Origin of the sequence: Pseudanabaena sp. CCNP1317 (assembly GCF_034931345.1) — a bacterium.
GTDB classification, from domain to species: domain Bacteria; phylum Cyanobacteriota; class Cyanobacteriia; order Pseudanabaenales; family Pseudanabaenaceae; genus Pseudanabaena; species Pseudanabaena galeata.
Window position 1 is genome coordinate 115509 of record NZ_JAYGIF010000005.1, and the last position, 15119, is coordinate 130627.

Annotated in this window: 13 protein-coding genes and 2 pseudogenes; 12 read left to right on the forward strand and 3 right to left on the reverse strand. The window is 39.7% G+C overall.

What is annotated here, in order from left to right:
- Positions 1-121: 121 nt before the first annotated feature.
- The gene (locus VB775_RS03410) at positions 122-1987 is read right to left on the reverse strand and encodes a CHAT domain-containing tetratricopeptide repeat protein (protein WP_323216636.1); all 1866 of its coding nucleotides are present in this window, start codon (positions 1985-1987) and stop codon (positions 122-124) included.
- A 283-nt stretch (positions 1988-2270) separates the two neighbouring features.
- On the opposite strand from VB775_RS03410, the gene pruA reads away from it, so the two are divergent.
- The 8 genes and pseudogenes from pruA to VB775_RS03450 all read left to right on the forward strand — a co-directional run bounded on the left by pruA (position 2271) and on the right by VB775_RS03450 (position 10437).
- Positions 2271-5303: an L-glutamate gamma-semialdehyde dehydrogenase gene (gene pruA / locus VB775_RS03415; RefSeq protein ID WP_281007171.1), complete on the forward strand. Its 3033-nt coding sequence runs from the start codon at positions 2271-2273 to the stop codon at positions 5301-5303.
- 100 nt (positions 5304-5403) lie between these two features.
- Positions 5404-7260, forward strand: a complete 1857-nt coding sequence (locus tag VB775_RS03420) for an N-6 DNA methylase (RefSeq protein WP_281007170.1) — start codon at positions 5404-5406, stop codon at positions 7258-7260.
- Positions 7261-7274: 14 nt separating this feature from the next.
- The gene (locus VB775_RS03425) at positions 7275-7478 is read left to right on the forward strand and encodes a DUF2281 domain-containing protein (RefSeq protein ID WP_281007169.1); all 204 of its coding nucleotides are present in this window, start codon (positions 7275-7277) and stop codon (positions 7476-7478) included.
- Positions 7479-7512: 34 nt separating this feature from the next.
- Complete coding sequence (locus tag VB775_RS03430; RefSeq protein WP_281007168.1) at positions 7513-8709, forward strand: type ISP restriction/modification enzyme; 1197 nt, start codon at positions 7513-7515, stop codon at positions 8707-8709.
- 112 nt (positions 8710-8821) lie between these two features.
- Positions 8822-9145 (forward strand): nucleotidyltransferase family protein, encoded by a 324-nt coding sequence (locus tag VB775_RS03435; RefSeq protein ID WP_281007167.1) that lies wholly within the window; start codon positions 8822-8824, stop codon positions 9143-9145.
- Positions 9135-9475 (forward strand): annotated as a pseudogene (locus VB775_RS03440) (DUF86 domain-containing protein). The gene VB775_RS03435 and the pseudogene VB775_RS03440 overlap by 11 nt, the downstream one beginning before the upstream one ends.
- A gap of 165 nt (positions 9476-9640) precedes the next feature.
- The gene (locus VB775_RS03445; RefSeq protein ID WP_281007165.1) at positions 9641-9937 is read left to right on the forward strand and encodes a DUF1778 domain-containing protein; all 297 of its coding nucleotides are present in this window, start codon (positions 9641-9643) and stop codon (positions 9935-9937) included.
- On the forward strand, positions 9928-10437 hold the full coding sequence (locus VB775_RS03450; RefSeq protein WP_281007164.1) for a GNAT family N-acetyltransferase: 510 nt from the start codon (positions 9928-9930) through the stop codon (positions 10435-10437). The genes VB775_RS03445 and VB775_RS03450 overlap by 10 nt, the downstream gene beginning before the upstream one ends.
- Positions 10438-10633: 196 nt before the next feature.
- Here the strand turns inward: VB775_RS03450 and VB775_RS03455 are convergent, their stop codons facing one another.
- Complete coding sequence (locus VB775_RS03455) at positions 10634-11242, reverse strand: hypothetical protein (protein WP_281007163.1); 609 nt, start codon at positions 11240-11242, stop codon at positions 10634-10636.
- Positions 11243-11445: 203 nt separating this feature from the next.
- Between VB775_RS03455 and VB775_RS03460 the strand changes: the two genes are divergently transcribed.
- The 4 genes from VB775_RS03460 (at position 11446) to VB775_RS03475 (ending at position 14513) form a co-directional block, all read left to right on the forward strand.
- Positions 11446-12279, forward strand: coding sequence for a TdeIII family type II restriction endonuclease (locus VB775_RS03460; protein WP_281007162.1), 834 nt, complete (start codon positions 11446-11448; stop codon positions 12277-12279).
- Between the two features lie 23 nt (positions 12280-12302).
- Positions 12303-13847, forward strand: a complete 1545-nt coding sequence (locus VB775_RS03465; protein WP_281007161.1) for a DNA cytosine methyltransferase — start codon at positions 12303-12305, stop codon at positions 13845-13847.
- A 334-nt stretch (positions 13848-14181) separates the two neighbouring features.
- A complete protein-coding gene (locus VB775_RS26330) occupies positions 14182-14286 on the forward strand; it encodes a DUF1778 domain-containing protein (RefSeq protein ID WP_407073007.1) in 105 nt (34 codons plus the stop codon).
- A 98-nt stretch (positions 14287-14384) separates the two neighbouring features.
- Positions 14385-14513, forward strand: a complete 129-nt coding sequence (locus VB775_RS03475) for a hypothetical protein (RefSeq protein ID WP_281007160.1) — start codon at positions 14385-14387, stop codon at positions 14511-14513.
- Positions 14514-14770: 257 nt separating this feature from the next.
- Here the strand turns inward: VB775_RS03475 and VB775_RS03480 are convergent.
- Positions 14771-15049: pseudogene (locus VB775_RS03480) on the reverse strand (PQQ-dependent sugar dehydrogenase); the annotation flags it as partial.
- Positions 15050-15119 lie beyond the last annotated feature (70 nt).

A 15119-nucleotide genomic window follows, 5' to 3' on the forward strand; every position in this document is an offset into this window, starting at 1 on the left:
GGGATCTTAACCTGCGCTTTTTAAGTTTTCTTAGCTATTTAATATTCGCTAATTTGACAGCTATTTTAAACTTTTCTCTAATTTGCTTACTATTTCAAATTTTTTTCCTTTTTCCTTTCAATTAGCCTCCTAGTTTCTTAATCTGATTTTGAGCATCTTCATAATCTGCGGTCTTGCCTTGCTGTTGATAAAGCCGTGCTGATTCTTGATAATCGGCGATCGCTCCTTGTTTGTCTCCTAGTGCAGACTTCACATTCCCGCGATTGTTGTAAGCAAAAGCAAAATCAGGCTTGATGCGGATGGCTTCGTTGTAGTCGGTGATCGCTCCTTGTTTGTCTCCTAATTCAACCTTCGCATTCCCGCGACCGTAATAAGCATTAGCATTTTTTGGATTGAGGCGAATGGCTTCGTTGTAGTCGGCGATCTCGCCCTGTTTGTCTCCTAAGCTATACTTCGTAATCCCTCTATTGAAATAAGCATCAGCATAATCAGGCTTGAGTCGGATAGTTTCGTTGTAGTCGGCGATCGCTCCTTGTTTGTCTCCTAAGCTATACTTCGTAATCCCTCTATTGAAATAAGCATTAACATAATTAGGATTGAGACGGATAGCTTCGTTGTAGTCGGCAATTGCTCCTTGTTTGTCTCCTAAGTCATCCTTTGCATTCCCACGACCAGTGTAAGCATCAGCTTTTTTAGGATTGATGCGGATGGCTTCGTTGTAGTCGGCGATCGCTCCTTGTTTATCTCCTAATTCATATTTAACTGCCCCGCGCAAAAGGTAAGCATCAGCGTTTTTAGGATTGAGGCGGATAGTTTCGTTGTAGTCGGCAATCGCTCCTTGTTTGTCTTCTAATCCATACTTCGCAATACCTCTACCGCGATAATCTTCAGCCGTCTTAACTTGCAAATTAATTGCTGTTTTAAAATCTCTATCAGCACTATCTTTTTCGTTAAGAAGTTTGAAGGCTAAACCACGTTTAGCATAAGCAAGAACTAAATTAGGATTGAGGCGGATGGCTTCGTTGTAGTCAGCGATCGCTCCTTGCCTGTTCCCTTTGTTGAGGGCAGACTCTGCTTTTTTAAAGTATTCTTCGGGTGTAATAATAATAGGAGCAGACTTAGGCTGAGCAGGCATAACAAAGGCAGCCGCTAAAAATACAATCAAAACTACAACTACAATAATTACAACTATAAAAATTTTATTTAATTTTTTTTTTATAGTTGCTTGTTCATTGATTACTGCATGTTCAATAATTTCTCCTCTCTTTCTTAAAATGAGAATCTTGGTTGCTTCATCATTAGCGAGATCGAACTCGATCGCCGCCTTTCCCCATTTAAAAGCACTTTCATAACCTTTCCCCGCCCCGATCGCATCATAAAACCCCTGCGAAAACTTAATCGCCACATTATCCTCAACCACATCACGCATTCCAATCGCAAAGGAAATATTTGCTGATATCGCATCACCCTGTACATCTGAATAACAAGCATTCAACACCACACATTCCAGATGTTCATCGCAAAGTTGCAACAAATTTGCCAGTGGTTGCGCGGGAACAAATTTAATTTCATTAGAATTAGTCGAACGCGATCTCACCTCACCACTATTAGAACGATAGATCGCCCCCGCCGACTCATCACTCACAAATAGCAAACCCTGCTCTCCCGAACCGTGACCACTAAAATGCAAAACATGGGGTTCCAAATCCAACAAAGCACGCCGCAATTCTGAAGGGGTAGCCGCCAGACGATATTCCACCACGAAATTATCACGTTTGCGCGATCGCCTTAATGCCTCTTGGATGGTTTTTACCTCATGGTCTAACTTCAGAGGCGACGATCCTAACGGATTAGCTGCTACCACCAAAATCCTAACGCGATCACCCGACTGTTCAAGTCTTGCCGCAATACCAATGTTGAGGTTTTGAACATTTACCGTTCCACCTTGAACGTTAATACCAAGTTTTTCGGCTAAAGGATCGGTCATAAAGGTAAATATTATCTGACTAAACCAATTATGATTAATTTCTTAAATAATTACAAGGCTACGCAGTTTTCACAAGCAAATCTGCGATCGGCATTACACACCAATTTTTGTCATGGCTTCTCTACAATTCAACTTAACTTTTAAACTATCGCGATCGTTGCTAACCCTTGTAGAGAGCGAATCAATACCTCTAAGTTTCTGACTTTAACTAAAAAAGCTTAAAATAAGTTCAGGATGGTTGCTAGCTATACTAATTGATTGCAAGGATTATGGATAAAAAGTCGTGGCTAGCCAAACGAAGCAAGTAGGTAGAAGTTTTGATACTTCTCTAGATATCTCTAAGTATGAAGCGAAGACACAGGAAATCGCCAAGAAGATTTTAAGTGGCAATGAAAAAGGTTCCTTTTGGTCAAAATTATCGCAGATTAAGGATGAATTGCGCCTTGATGACAAGCTCATGGCTTGGACGATGGAAAATGAAGGCTTACGAGTGCAGTTATTCCGATTGATCGACTGCTTGCCAGCATTGCAGAGCAAAGCCGAGATTGCGCGACATATGCAGGAATATCTCGCCAGTGATGCCGTAGAAGTTCCTGCGCTGCGTGCCTTGTTGAATTTCAGTACCGACAATCCTAATTCGATTACAGCTACGGCTGCCGCAACAACCCTATCGACAGCCGTGGGGACTCTGGCTAAGCGCTATATTTGCGGTGAAAATTTGAATGAAGCCACAAAATCAATTGAGAAACTAAGGCGCGATCGCTTTGCTTTTACGATGGATTTGCTCGGTGAGGCAGTGATTAGCGAACTAGAAGCAGGTGAATATCTCAATCGCTACATTGCGATGATGGAGGATTTGTCTAATAAAGCAAAGAATTGGGGCTTGATTGATCAGATTGATAAAGCTGACAGTGAGCAATTAAAACGGGTTCAGGTTTCCGTAAAATTGAGTGCATTCTATTCCCAATTCGATCCCCTCGATCCTGTCAAAACCACAGAGAAAGTCAGCGAACCAGCGAGAATTTTATTGCGTAAAGCGCAAACTTTAGGCTGTGGTATCCATTTTGATATGGAGCAGTATGAATTCAAATCTCTCACATTGCAAATTCTCAAACAAGTCTTAATGGAGCCAGAATTCTGCGATCGCACGGATGTGGGAATTACGCTGCAAGGCTATTTGCGCGATAGTGAACAGGATTTATTAGAACTAGTCGAATGGGCTAAGCAACGCGGTAAGCCTGTGACTGTGCGCCTAGTCAAAGGAGCCTACTGGGATCGGGAGACTATTCGTTCCTATCAACAGGGCTGGGCTATTCCTGTATTCTCCGATAAAGTTTCCACTGATGCCAATTACGAGCGCTTGATTCAGATTCTCTTAGAAAATCATCAATATCTCTATGCGGCGATCGGTAGCCATAATGCCAGATCTTTAGCCAAGGCGATCGCTATTGTCCAAACCTTAAATATCCCTAGTCGTGCCTTTGAAGCCCAATGTCTCTATGGCATGGGTGACAAATTTGCTAAGGCGATCGCGGATATGGGTTATCGAGTGCGCGTGTATTGCCCCTTCGGTGATTTGATTCCTGGAATGTCTTACTTGATTCGCCGCTTGCTGGAAAATACTGCCAATAGTTCCTTTTTAAGAATTAGTGGTGAAGGTGTTGATGTCAGCAAATTGATTGCCGCGCCCGTGAAGACAGAACGAGATCAAAATTATAATGGCGCTCCTGCTCTGAATATTTTTGACGGTTTCGTAAATTCTAGCGATCGCGACTATGCGATTGATCAAGAACGGGAAGCAGCCCAAACTGCCTTAGAAAAAGTTCGCAATCAACTTGGCAAAACCTATTTACCAATTATTAACGGTCAAGCTGTAGAAACAGAAACCTATGTCGAATCCGTCAATCCTGCTAACTCATCGCAAGTAGTCGGCAAAATCGGTCTAGCCAGCATCGACCAAGCCGAAGCAGCAGTTAAATCTGCAAAATCCGCCTTTACCTCATGGAAGAAACTCAGCGCTAAAGAACGGGGTGACATTCTCCGTAAAGCTGCCGACATCATGGAAGAGAAGCGCGAAGAACTAATCGCGTGGATTTGTTATGAAGTTGCTAAACCGATCCGCGAAGGTGATGGCGAAGTTTCCGAAGCGATCGATTTCTGTCGCTACTATGCCAAAGAAATGGAACGCCTTGAATCGGGCGTACAGCGCAATCTCCCTGGGGAAGACAATACTTACATCTATCAACCTCGCGGCGTGGTAGTCGTGATTTCGCCTTGGAACTTTCCCTTTGCGATCGCCTTGGGTATGAGTGTGGCTGCGATCGCCGCAGGTAATACCGTGATCCTTAAACCTGCCGAACAATCCTCTGTAATTGGCGCAAAAATTGCTGAAGTTCTCAAAGCCGCAGGATTACCCACAGGCGTATTTACCTATCTTCCTGCCAAAGGTTCCACCGTTGGTTCCCATTTAGTCAAACATCCCGATGTGCATCTGATCGCCTTCACAGGCTCCCAACAAGTCGGCTGTCAAATCGTCACTGAAGCCTCCATTTTGCGCCCTAAGCAGAAGCACATGAAGCGCGTGATCGCGGAAATGGGTGGCAAAAATGGCATCATCATCGATGAAAGCGCCGACCTCGATCAAGCCGTAGTCGGCGTAATGAATTCCGCCTTCGGTTTCGCAGGTCAGAAATGTTCCGCTTGTTCCAGAGCGATCGTGTTGGCTCCTGTCTACGACAACTTCATGGAGAGATTAGTAGAAGCCACCCGTTCCCTAATTGTCGGTGAAGCTCACCTTCCAGACACTAAACTAAGCGCTGTGATTGATGCTGCTGCTCAACGCAATATCCAGAACTACATCGCTAAAGGTAAGGAAACCGCGAAATTAGCCTATGAAGGCGAAGTTCCCAATCATGGCTTCTATGTCAGTCCGACTATTTTTGGCGATGTCGATTCTGAAAGTGCGATCGCTCAAGAGGAGATTTTTGGTCCCGTATTGGCAGTAATCAAGGCGAATAGTTTTGATGAGGCATTAGCGATCGCTAATGGTACTGACTTCGCTCTTACTGGCGGCTTATATTCGCGCACACCTTCCCATATCGAACGCGCCTATCGCGAGTTTGAAGTGGGCAATCTCTACATCAATCGCGGCATCACAGGCGCTTTGGTAGATCGCCATCCCTTCGGCGGTTTCAAGCTAAGCGGTATCGGTTCCAAAGCTGGCGGACGCGATTATCTATTGCAGTTCCTAGAGCCAAGGTCAATCACCGAAAATACTCAACGTCAAGGCTTTGCGCCGCTTGATGGTATCGAGTAATTAAAGTTAGGCAAGGGGCTGAAGCCCCTTGCTTTTTGGGATATACTTTATAAGTGCTGTATCGCATCGCCTAAACCTATGACTCAGACAATAAAAAATAATGTCATTGCCTTTTGATACTTATCTCAAATCGATTCAGAAAAATCTGCAAAAGGGCAGTGAACGCAGTCATTATCCTGCTTTAAAGAATTTGATTGACGATCCTTTGCATGGAATTGATGCAGTAATTGAAGAAAAAGGGAATAAAGCAGGGATTCCTGATTTTACGGTAAAGCGGCGGGAGTTGTTGGTTGGCTATATTGAAGCAAAAGATGTTGGAATCGATTTAAAGCAGATTGAGAAAACTGAACAGTTGCAACGCTACTTAGAAGCTTTTCCCAACTTGGTACTAACCAATTATTTAGAATTTCGCTGGTATGTCGAGGGGAAATGTAGACAAACTGAGGTTCTTGCAGATCTTTCAACAAATTCTGGGGATGGCAAACTTCAAATTAAGAATGCTGACAAAATTGCAGCTTTACTCGATCAATTTCTCAACTATTCGGGCGAGATAATCAGTAAGCCCGAAGATTTAGCCCGACAGATGGCACGATTGACTAAAGCGATCAGATTAGCGACAACAACGGCTCTTGATGGAGAAGATAATAAGGGTGAGTTACATCAACTGAAACAGGGCTTTAGTGAGGTGTTGCTTCCTGATTTGAGCGATCCTGATTTTGCAGATATGTATGCTCAGACTATATCCTATGGACTATTTGCGGCACGAGTCGGTCATGCTCAAAATTCAGGTGGCGAGACGTTTACAAGACGCACGGCTGGGACTTATATTCCTGCGACTAATCCATTTCTGAAGCGGTTGTTTAATACGATTGTGGAGACGGATGCGGTTAGTAAAATTGATTGGGCGATCGATGATCTAGTGCTGCTGCTTTCTCAAGTAGATATGGGTAGCATTCTTGAGGATTTTGGGCGGCGCACTCGTCAGGAAGATCCCGTTGTCCATTTCTATGAGACGTTTCTAGCTGCTTTTAATGCCGCCTTACGAAAGAGTCGTGGTGTTTATTACACGCCTGAGCCAGTAGTTTCGTTTATAGTGCGATCGCTTGATGCCATTCTCAAGGAGAAGTTTGATTTACCTTTGGGGCTGGCGGATAATACGCGAGATCCTGTGACAAATAAGCCGAGAGTACAGATTCTCGATCCTGCAACGGGGACGGGGACTTTTTTGTATGAGGTGGTAAAGCAGATTTATCGCAATCTAGAAGAGATGGGGATGGGGAATCAGTGGGATAGCTATGTCAGTGAAAATTTGTTGGATCGCTTGTTTGGCTTTGAATTATTGATGGCTCCCTATGCGATCGCCCATTTAAAACTTGGTTTGCAACTTCAAGAACTTGGCTATAAGTTTAAAGGGAAGCAGCGTTTGGGAATTTATCTCACAAATACTTTGGACGAGGCTTTGAAGAAGTCAGAAATTCTCTTTGGTCAATTTGTCGCACAGGAAGCAAATGAGGCTTCAGTCATTAAGCGAGATACGCCTGTGATGGTGATTGTGGGTAATCCTCCCTATTCCTATCAATCAACAAATACGGGAGATTGGATTAGTGGATTGATACGCGACTATTATCAGGTTGATGGGTTGCCATTGGATGAGCGAAATCCTAAAGGTTTACAGGATGACTATGTGAAATTCATCAGGTTTGGGCAATGGCGAATCGATCGCACTGGTTCAGGAATTTTAGCTTTTATTACCAATCATGGCTATTTGGATAATCCCACATTTCGGGGAATGCGCCAAAGTTTAGATCAGACATTTGATGAGATTTACATCATGGATTTGCATGGTAATAGTAAGAAAAAGGAAGTCGCGCCCGATGGTTCGCCAGATAAAAATGTGTTTGATATTCAGCAAGGTGTGGCTGTTGCTATTATGGTTAAATATCCCAAGGAGAAATAAACAAGTGAGTAATTATGGCTATACATATTAAAGAGAGATTATTAGAAAGGATTGAAAAAGCTTCTGAGATTACACTTCAAGAGGTTTTAGATTTTTTGATGTTTATTGAATCAAAAAGAATTCAAACAGAGGAGTTGGAAATTAGTTTGTTGAGTGAGTCAGCTTTAGCAGAAGATTGGTTAACGCCAGAAGAGGATGAAGCATGGCAACATTTGTAAAAGGTGATGTAGTAGTAATTTAGGAATATTTAAAATGGCTAAAATTTATCACGCGCATCTATGGGGCTCACGGGAAAGTAAGTATGGGTATCTTTTAAAGAATGATGTAAATACAGTTGAATGGGAAGAGATTTTCCCCAATTCACCATTTTATCTTTTTATTCCTCAAAGCGAAAAATTTCGAGAAGAATATGAGAAAGGATGGCAACTTACAAACATTTTTGGTTTTCAGTCAATGGGAATTACTAGCGGTGATGATGAGTTTTTGTATGACTTTTCAGTTAGTGACTTAAAACAGAAAATTAATACTGAGCTTGAAAATAGTAAACTAATCAATACCGATAAATCTTTATTGAAGATGAAACGATGGGTTGGCAAAATTGTCGATAAAGATTGGAAAATGGCGCAATATCGACCATTTGATCGGCGAGCGATTTTATACTGTTCTCACATATTGGAAAGAGCAAGAACTAATCTTAATCAACAATTTCAGTTGCCTAATCTTGGATTAATTACAATTAGACGGACTAGAGAAAATATTAATAGTCAATTTTTTGTAACCGATTTAATAGCTGATAAAAGTATTGTTTCTTCTGCCGATAATGCCAACATATTCCCTCTTTATCTTCATCCAGATTTAGACCGTCAACAAGGCAGTTTATTAGAGGAGCCACCCACTAATTTATCACTAGATTTTCTGGCTTTACTCGAGTCTAAACTTGGTTATATCCCTAGACCTGAAGAAATTTTTTACTATATTTACGCAATTTTTCATAGCCCAACCTATCGATCGCGCTATGCCGAATTCCTAAAAATTGACTTTCCCCGTGTACCCATTACTAGCAACAAACAACTATTTCAAAACCTTAGCGAACAAGGTCAAGCGTTAGTTGATTTGCACCTGATGAAATCCAAAAAATTGAATAAATTAATCACAAAAATGGGTGGCAAAGGTGATAACGCCGTCACCGAAGTGACCTATAAAGCTATAGAAAAGAGGGTTTATATCAACAAAGAGCAATATTTTGAAAGAATTGAACAAGAAGTATGGGAATTTAAAATTGGTGGTTATCAAGTTCTTGATAAATGGCTAAAGGATCGCAAAAAAGCTAAGCGCAGTTTATCCTTTGATGATATTCTCCATTATCAAAAAGTTGTCGTTGCCCTTAAAGAAACAATGGAAATAATGCAAGAAATTGATCGCATCATTCCTAGCTTTCCAATAGAGTAAATCCTAATGGTCGCACCAATTTTACACAGTAGATAATCAGGTATAAAACAATGATTAAAAATCAAATTTTAGAAGCAATCAAACAAATGCCAAATAGCGATCCTCTAAACCTATGACTCAACCTATTGAACAAAAAATTAAATCACTCGCTCGTGCAGACGTTATGAAAACGCTCTCCATGCATCGCCATGAACTAAAAAGACTCGGCGTAAAATCTTTGCGACTATTTGGCTCTGTCGCAAGAGACGAGGCAAGACCCGATAGTGATATTGATTTTCTGGTTGAATTTGTTAGCGATCCCTCATTCTTTGAACTATTTGAAGTACAGTATTTTCTTGAAAATGTATTTCATTGTAAAATTGATTTAGGAATGGAAGAATCATTAAAAGAACATTTAAGAGAACCAGTACTCAAGGATGTGATCCATGCCCTCTAGAGATTGGAAATCAAGAATCACAGATATTTTGCAAGCCGTCCAAGATATCGAGCAATTCACACAGGAGATGACCTTTGAAGAATTTAGCAAGAACAAGATGGTTGTCCAATCTGTGCTTTACAACTTCGTGATTATTGGTGAAGCATCCGCAAACATACCTGATGAAATCCAATCACCCGATCCCACAATTCCTTGGCGCAAAATGAGTGATATGCGAAACGTAATGGCACATGAATATTTCAAGTAAATCTTTCTATTGTTTGGCAAACAATTCACAGAAATTTATCGCCAATTTTGCCAAAACTGGAAAAGCTCATAGAGAATTCATGATGCTAAACCTATACCCCAGACTATTGCTCAAAAAACAACTCTGTGCGATCGCGGTCTTAATTTGTGTTTAGAAGAGGCGATCGCTTTTCATGAAATTCGATGATGTGTTGACATTGTGTATACAAAATCTTAGGATAAAGAAATTCATATTTTAGGTAAATTCCTATGTCTACCTTGATAGATAACACCACTTCTAGCCAAAATCGCGATGTAACGATTAACATCCGTGTCAAGCAAGAGAAACGGAATATCATTGATCGTGCTGCCGAAGTACAGGGTAAAACACGCTCTGAGTTTATGCTTGAGTCAGCATATCAGAAGGCGCAAGATGTTCTTTTAGATTGGGCTTTCTTTGATTTAGACTCATCGAAGTATCAGGAATTTACAGCATTATTGGATGGAGTTCCTCAACCAAATCAAAAGCTACAGAAGTTACTAACAACTAAATCTCCGTGGGAATAAGTTTAGATAATTTGCGATCGCCTGAAAAGCTTAATTCATCTCACCAGATCAAGGGGTTTGACTCTGGCAATAGTCAACTAGATGACTGGTTAAAGAACAGAGCAATTAAAAATGAAATGGAGGGTGCTTCGCGCACCTATGTTCTTTGTGCTGATAATGTTGTGATTGGTTTCTACTGCCTTGCTAATGGCTCAGTGGTTCAATCTGTCGCTACGGGTAAGGTGCGGCGGAATATGCCCGATCCGATTCCTGTAATGGTGCTCGGAAGGTTAGCTATTGATCGCAGTTGGCAGGGAAAAGGGCTAGGACGTGCCTTACTAAGGGACGCGATTTTAAGAACTCTACAAGCCTCTGAAATTGCGGGAATACGAGCTATCCTTGTCCATGCTATTTCTGAGAATGCGAAGGTTTTTTACGAGAAATGTGGGTTTACGGCTTCGCCTATCGATGAGATGACTCTCATGATTAGAATTAAAGATGCGATCGCGATATTCCAGTAAATCATAAATAAATTTTGTAAATTCTCTATCGAATCTCCTAAACGCATGACTCAGACTAAGCAAAAAACAACGCTGTGCGATCGCGATCTTAATTTGTGGTTAGAAGAGGCGATTTTTCACCCTAGATAATTCAAAAAACTATGATTAAAACTCAAATTTTAGAAGCAATCCAACAAATGCCGAATAGCGATCGCATCTATTGATTTATAATACCAACCAAAATTTGAGCTAATTCTTCAATATCTTCAGGAATTCGATACAGCGAAGCAATCTGTATTATCTTTTTTGATTGCACATCTAAGTATCCAAACTGCCAAACATTCCCAATCGTCACGGCTCCATAAAGTTCGTTCTGCCCCTCAGCTTCAGCGAAAGCAATTAATTCTACTGCTAGTTGGGTAAATCCTTTGGTAAGGTCATCATTCTTCGCCTCTACAACCAATAAATTATGAGTAGAACGTACAAGATAATCCAGATAACCTTTTAGCCAATTATTTACGTTTAATGGATATTCAATTCTTAATTGACAATTGCAATGGACTGTAACCGCAAGTAATAAAGGAGCAACGAGCGTTTCACGCCGAGCAGTTTCGCTGGTAAGTCGGATATGGGGTAAGAAGGATTCGATACGATCGCGTAATTCGGGAACCCAGTTTAGGGTTTCTTTTGTTTTCGGTAATGGAATGCGATCGCTAGCAAATGTATATCCAAATTCAGCCAGAATTTCGTCCGCACCGTAGGACATCTCGAAGTAGGAGCGAAAAGTATATGATTGATCAGCTTGGAGGATCGGTATTTTAGACATATATCTTTAATTCTTCACTGATAAATCCTTGGGTCGCTTAAGCCTATTATGCCATCGCATCGCTTAAACTGATGATACAGACTATTGTATAAACTTAACAAAAAATAACGCTTTGCGATCGCGATCGCAATTTGTGGTTATAAGAGGCGATCGGCAAAAACTTACATTTTGGTATGAGTATTTAGAAAACTATTGATATTTGCATGGATAAACAACAGAGAATTGCTCAAGCTATAAAGGATGTCATATCTAAAATGATGGATCGAGTAATGGATCGTGTTCTAATTACAGACCCTTTTATCAAAGAAAATCATCGAGCAAACAAACCACTTTATGCAGCATTAGTGCCTGACGAAATTTTTAAAGGTTCACATTTTGAGAGAAGATTTGTAACTCCATTTGGTCTTGTATGGGAAAAGTTAGCTCAAGTTGTTGCCCTAGAAGCTTATGGCAATTGCCAAATGGGGCATACAATTAGTGGTACAGTTGGGCAAGAGAGTCTGAGAAGAATTCAAGAAGTATTAAATAAATTAGAACATAGCAAAGGAACAAACAAAGTCAAACCTAATTGGATTGAAGAATTACACTATATTCAGGAAGGTGGTGGTAATCCGATTCCAGTAAGCGTAGTTTGTGATATTTTTATCCAGAATGAAGAAAATGGAAAGCGGTATGCCTTTGAGCTTAAAGCTCCATTACCAAATAGTGATCAAACAAAAGTAAGCAAAGAGAAGCTATTTAAACTTCTGGCAATGGAACCCAAGTTAGTTGATTACGCATACTTTGCCTTGCCATACAACCCTTACGGTCAAAAAGAAAACTATAAATGGGACTTTCCTATGCGATGGTTCAATATGCACAAAGATGAATCTGTATTGATAGGCGATGAATTTTGGGATCTGATTGGAGGTGAAGGCACTTACAACAATTTTATTCAGGAAGTCAATTCATTAGGGAAAGATTACAGAGAACGCATCTATCGTGAATTCTTAGGAATACAACCACCTCCAGATTTTGACGAGTATTTGTTGAAGTAGAAAAATGTAAGAGGAGATATCAAATGAATAACGCTAAATTTACCTTTATTGATCTTTTTGCTGGAATTGGCGGCTTTAAAATGGCATTAAGTAATAATGGTGGTAATTGCCTTGGATTTAGTGAAATAGATAAAGATGCAATAAACACATATTGTGACAACTTTCAAGTTGAATCGAGTTACAACTTAGGAGATATTACTAAAATCAAAGAGCTACCTGAGCACGACTTATTAACTGCTGGAGTTCCTTGTCAAAGTTGGTCTATTGCGGGTAAAAATTTAGGTTTTGATGATGATAGAGGACAATTATGGAATGACACGATTTATCTACTTCAACAATCTCAGCCAAAAGCCTTTATTTTTGAAAATGTGAAAGGCTTAGTTGATCCTCGCAATAAAAAAGCTTTATCATACATTTTAGAAAGAATTCAAAAATCAGGATATTACGCTAATTACTTTGTGATTAACTCATTTGATTATGGTGTACCTCAAAATAGAATTCGCATATACATAATTGGCTTTAAAGAAAAGAAGTACTTTCAAAGATTTATGCTACCTAAATGTATTGACAAGAAGCTAAAGCTTGGCGACATACTAGGCGTTGAAACAAAAAATTCAGCAGACAAAAGAACTATCCAAATGGACTTATTTGGAAATGTTGTTGAATCAAAAACAATGAGTCTTTCAAACACAAATGGATTTAATGACTATTTTTTATTTAATGATCTTAGAAATGGTCACACAACAATCCATTCATGGGATATTATTGACACCACTCAGCGTCAAAAAGATATTTGTTTGTTATTGCTTAAAAATAGACGTAAAAGTGCCTATGGAGAACTTGATGGGAATCCATTGTCATTAGAACATTTTCAGGATCTAGATTCATCCATTAATCAAGATGAAATTAATCAACTAATTCAATTAGAAATCTTAAAGTCCGAAGAGTACAGTTTCACTATAAAAGACTATAGTACTAGCAATCTCACAAAAGAAGAGGAAATACTACTTTCATTTGCAAACGATCACAAAATTATCATTGATAATTTAAATACTCAAAGGATATTTAAAACTGAGAAAATATCCATTGAAAAAACTATTGAATCTCTTAGGGGAAAAAGAATTATTGAATGTCATGAGGTTCGTTATGATTTTAAAAATACTAAGATAAGCACAGGATTATTTGGCGTGAATCGTATATTCTTACCAAGTTCGGATATTTTCCCAACTTTGGTGGCAAGTGACACGAATGATTTCATAACTTTAAAGACTATAGAAGCCTCAAATCATGAGGAATTTAAAAATAAATTTATCCAAGAAATATATAAGCCTAAAGCATTTAGAAGGATTACTAAAAGTGAAGCTTGTTTAATACAGGGATTTCCTAAAGATTTTAAATTGCCAGAATCAAGAGCAAAATGGATGAAATTAATCGGTAATAGTGTTTCAGTTCCTGTAATCGATAAGTTATGCAAAGCAATTATTGAAACTGGTGTATTTGAAAATAGGCAACCCATTGATTTAGGTAATATCGATGAAAAGAAAGCAGTTGTTTCTCTTTGTGCATAGTATTTTTTAAATAAGTGGGTAAAAAATGATGATTAAAAATCAAGTCTTAGAAGCAATCAAACAAATGCCGAATAGCGACGTATCAGAGGTAATTGAATGAACCAGACTATTGATCAGAAAATAACGCTGTGCGATCGCGATCGCTATTTGTGGTTATAAGAGGCGATCGCTTTTCATAAAATTCGACAATGTATTACATTGTATATACAAAATATTAGAGTAAAGAAGTTCCTATTTTAGGTAAATCCCTATGTCTACCTTGATAGATAACACCTCTTCCAGTCAAAATCGAGATGTAACGATTAACATCCGTGTGAAATAAGAGAAACGGAATATCATTGATCGTGCTGCCGAAATACAGGGTAAAATGCCCTCTGAGTTTATGCTTGAGTCATCATATCAGAAGGCGCAAGATGTTATTTTAGATTGGGCTTTCTGATATGATGACTCATCGAAGCATCAGGAATTTATAGCATTATTGGATGGAGTTCCTCAACCAAATCAAAAGTTACAGAAGTTACTAACAACTAAATCTCCGTGGGAATAAGTTTAGATAATTTGCGATCGCCTGAAAAGCTCAATTTATCTCACCAGATCAAGGGATTTGACTCTGGCAATAGTCAACTAGATAACTGGTTAAATAATAGAGCGATCAAAAATGAATAAGAACTCTACAAGCCTGTGAAATTGTGGGAATACGAGCTATCCTTGTCCATGCTATTTCTGAGAATGCGAAGGTTTTTTACGAGAAATGTGGGTTTACGGCTTCGCCTATCGATGAGATGACTCTCATGATTAGGATTAAAGATGCGATCGCGATAAACAGTTTGACGCTCACGACCAGAAGCAGGTATGCGATTGTAAAAGCTTCGGATTCAACAGCTACAGTAAAGTTAAACGGCACGGAGTGCCACATCCCATGACTACATTGGTTCTAGTCGGATGAGTTGCCCCGCTTGTTCGTCAGTGAGAATATAAATAAATCCATCTTTCCCCTGTCGCACATCACGCACCCTTTGACCGATGGGAATCTTCTCTTGCACCACTGTTTGATTACCATCTATTTGGATGCGAATAACTTCTCTAGATACCAAACCTCCCGCAAATAGATTACCTTGCCAATTAGGAAAGCGATCGCCACGATATATAGCGGTTTTCAAATGAGCAAGAGCAAGGTAAAATGGAGAGAAAATGCAAACAGGAAAAGCGTATTCACAGGATTTGAGAGAACGAGTAATCGCAGGGTATCAAAAAGGAAAAACCACGATGAAA

Bases quoted from the DNA above. Each gene is read 5' to 3' on its own strand.
- VB775_RS03420 (WP_281007170.1), top strand. From the start codon at position 5,404: ATGTCATTGCCTTTTGATACTTATCTCAAATCGATTCAGAAAAATCTG.
- VB775_RS03460 (WP_281007162.1), top strand. From the start codon at position 11,446: ATGGATAAACAACAGAGAATTGCTCAAGCTATAAAGGATGTCATATCT.
- VB775_RS03465 (WP_281007161.1), top strand. From the start codon at position 12,303: ATGAATAACGCTAAATTTACCTTTATTGATCTTTTTGCTGGAATTGGC.
- VB775_RS03435 (WP_281007167.1), top strand. From the start codon at position 8,822: ATGACTCAACCTATTGAACAAAAAATTAAATCACTCGCTCGTGCAGAC.
- VB775_RS03445 (WP_281007165.1), top strand. From the start codon at position 9,641: ATGTCTACCTTGATAGATAACACCACTTCTAGCCAAAATCGCGATGTA.
- VB775_RS03430 (WP_281007168.1), top strand. From the start codon at position 7,513: ATGGCTAAAATTTATCACGCGCATCTATGGGGCTCACGGGAAAGTAAG.
- VB775_RS03455 (WP_281007163.1), bottom strand. From the start codon at position 11,242: ATGTCTAAAATACCGATCCTCCAAGCTGATCAATCATATACTTTTCGC.
- VB775_RS03425 (WP_281007169.1), top strand. From the start codon at position 7,275: ATGGCTATACATATTAAAGAGAGATTATTAGAAAGGATTGAAAAAGCT.
- VB775_RS03410 (WP_323216636.1), bottom strand. From the start codon at position 1,987: ATGACCGATCCTTTAGCCGAAAAACTTGGTATTAACGTTCAAGGTGGA.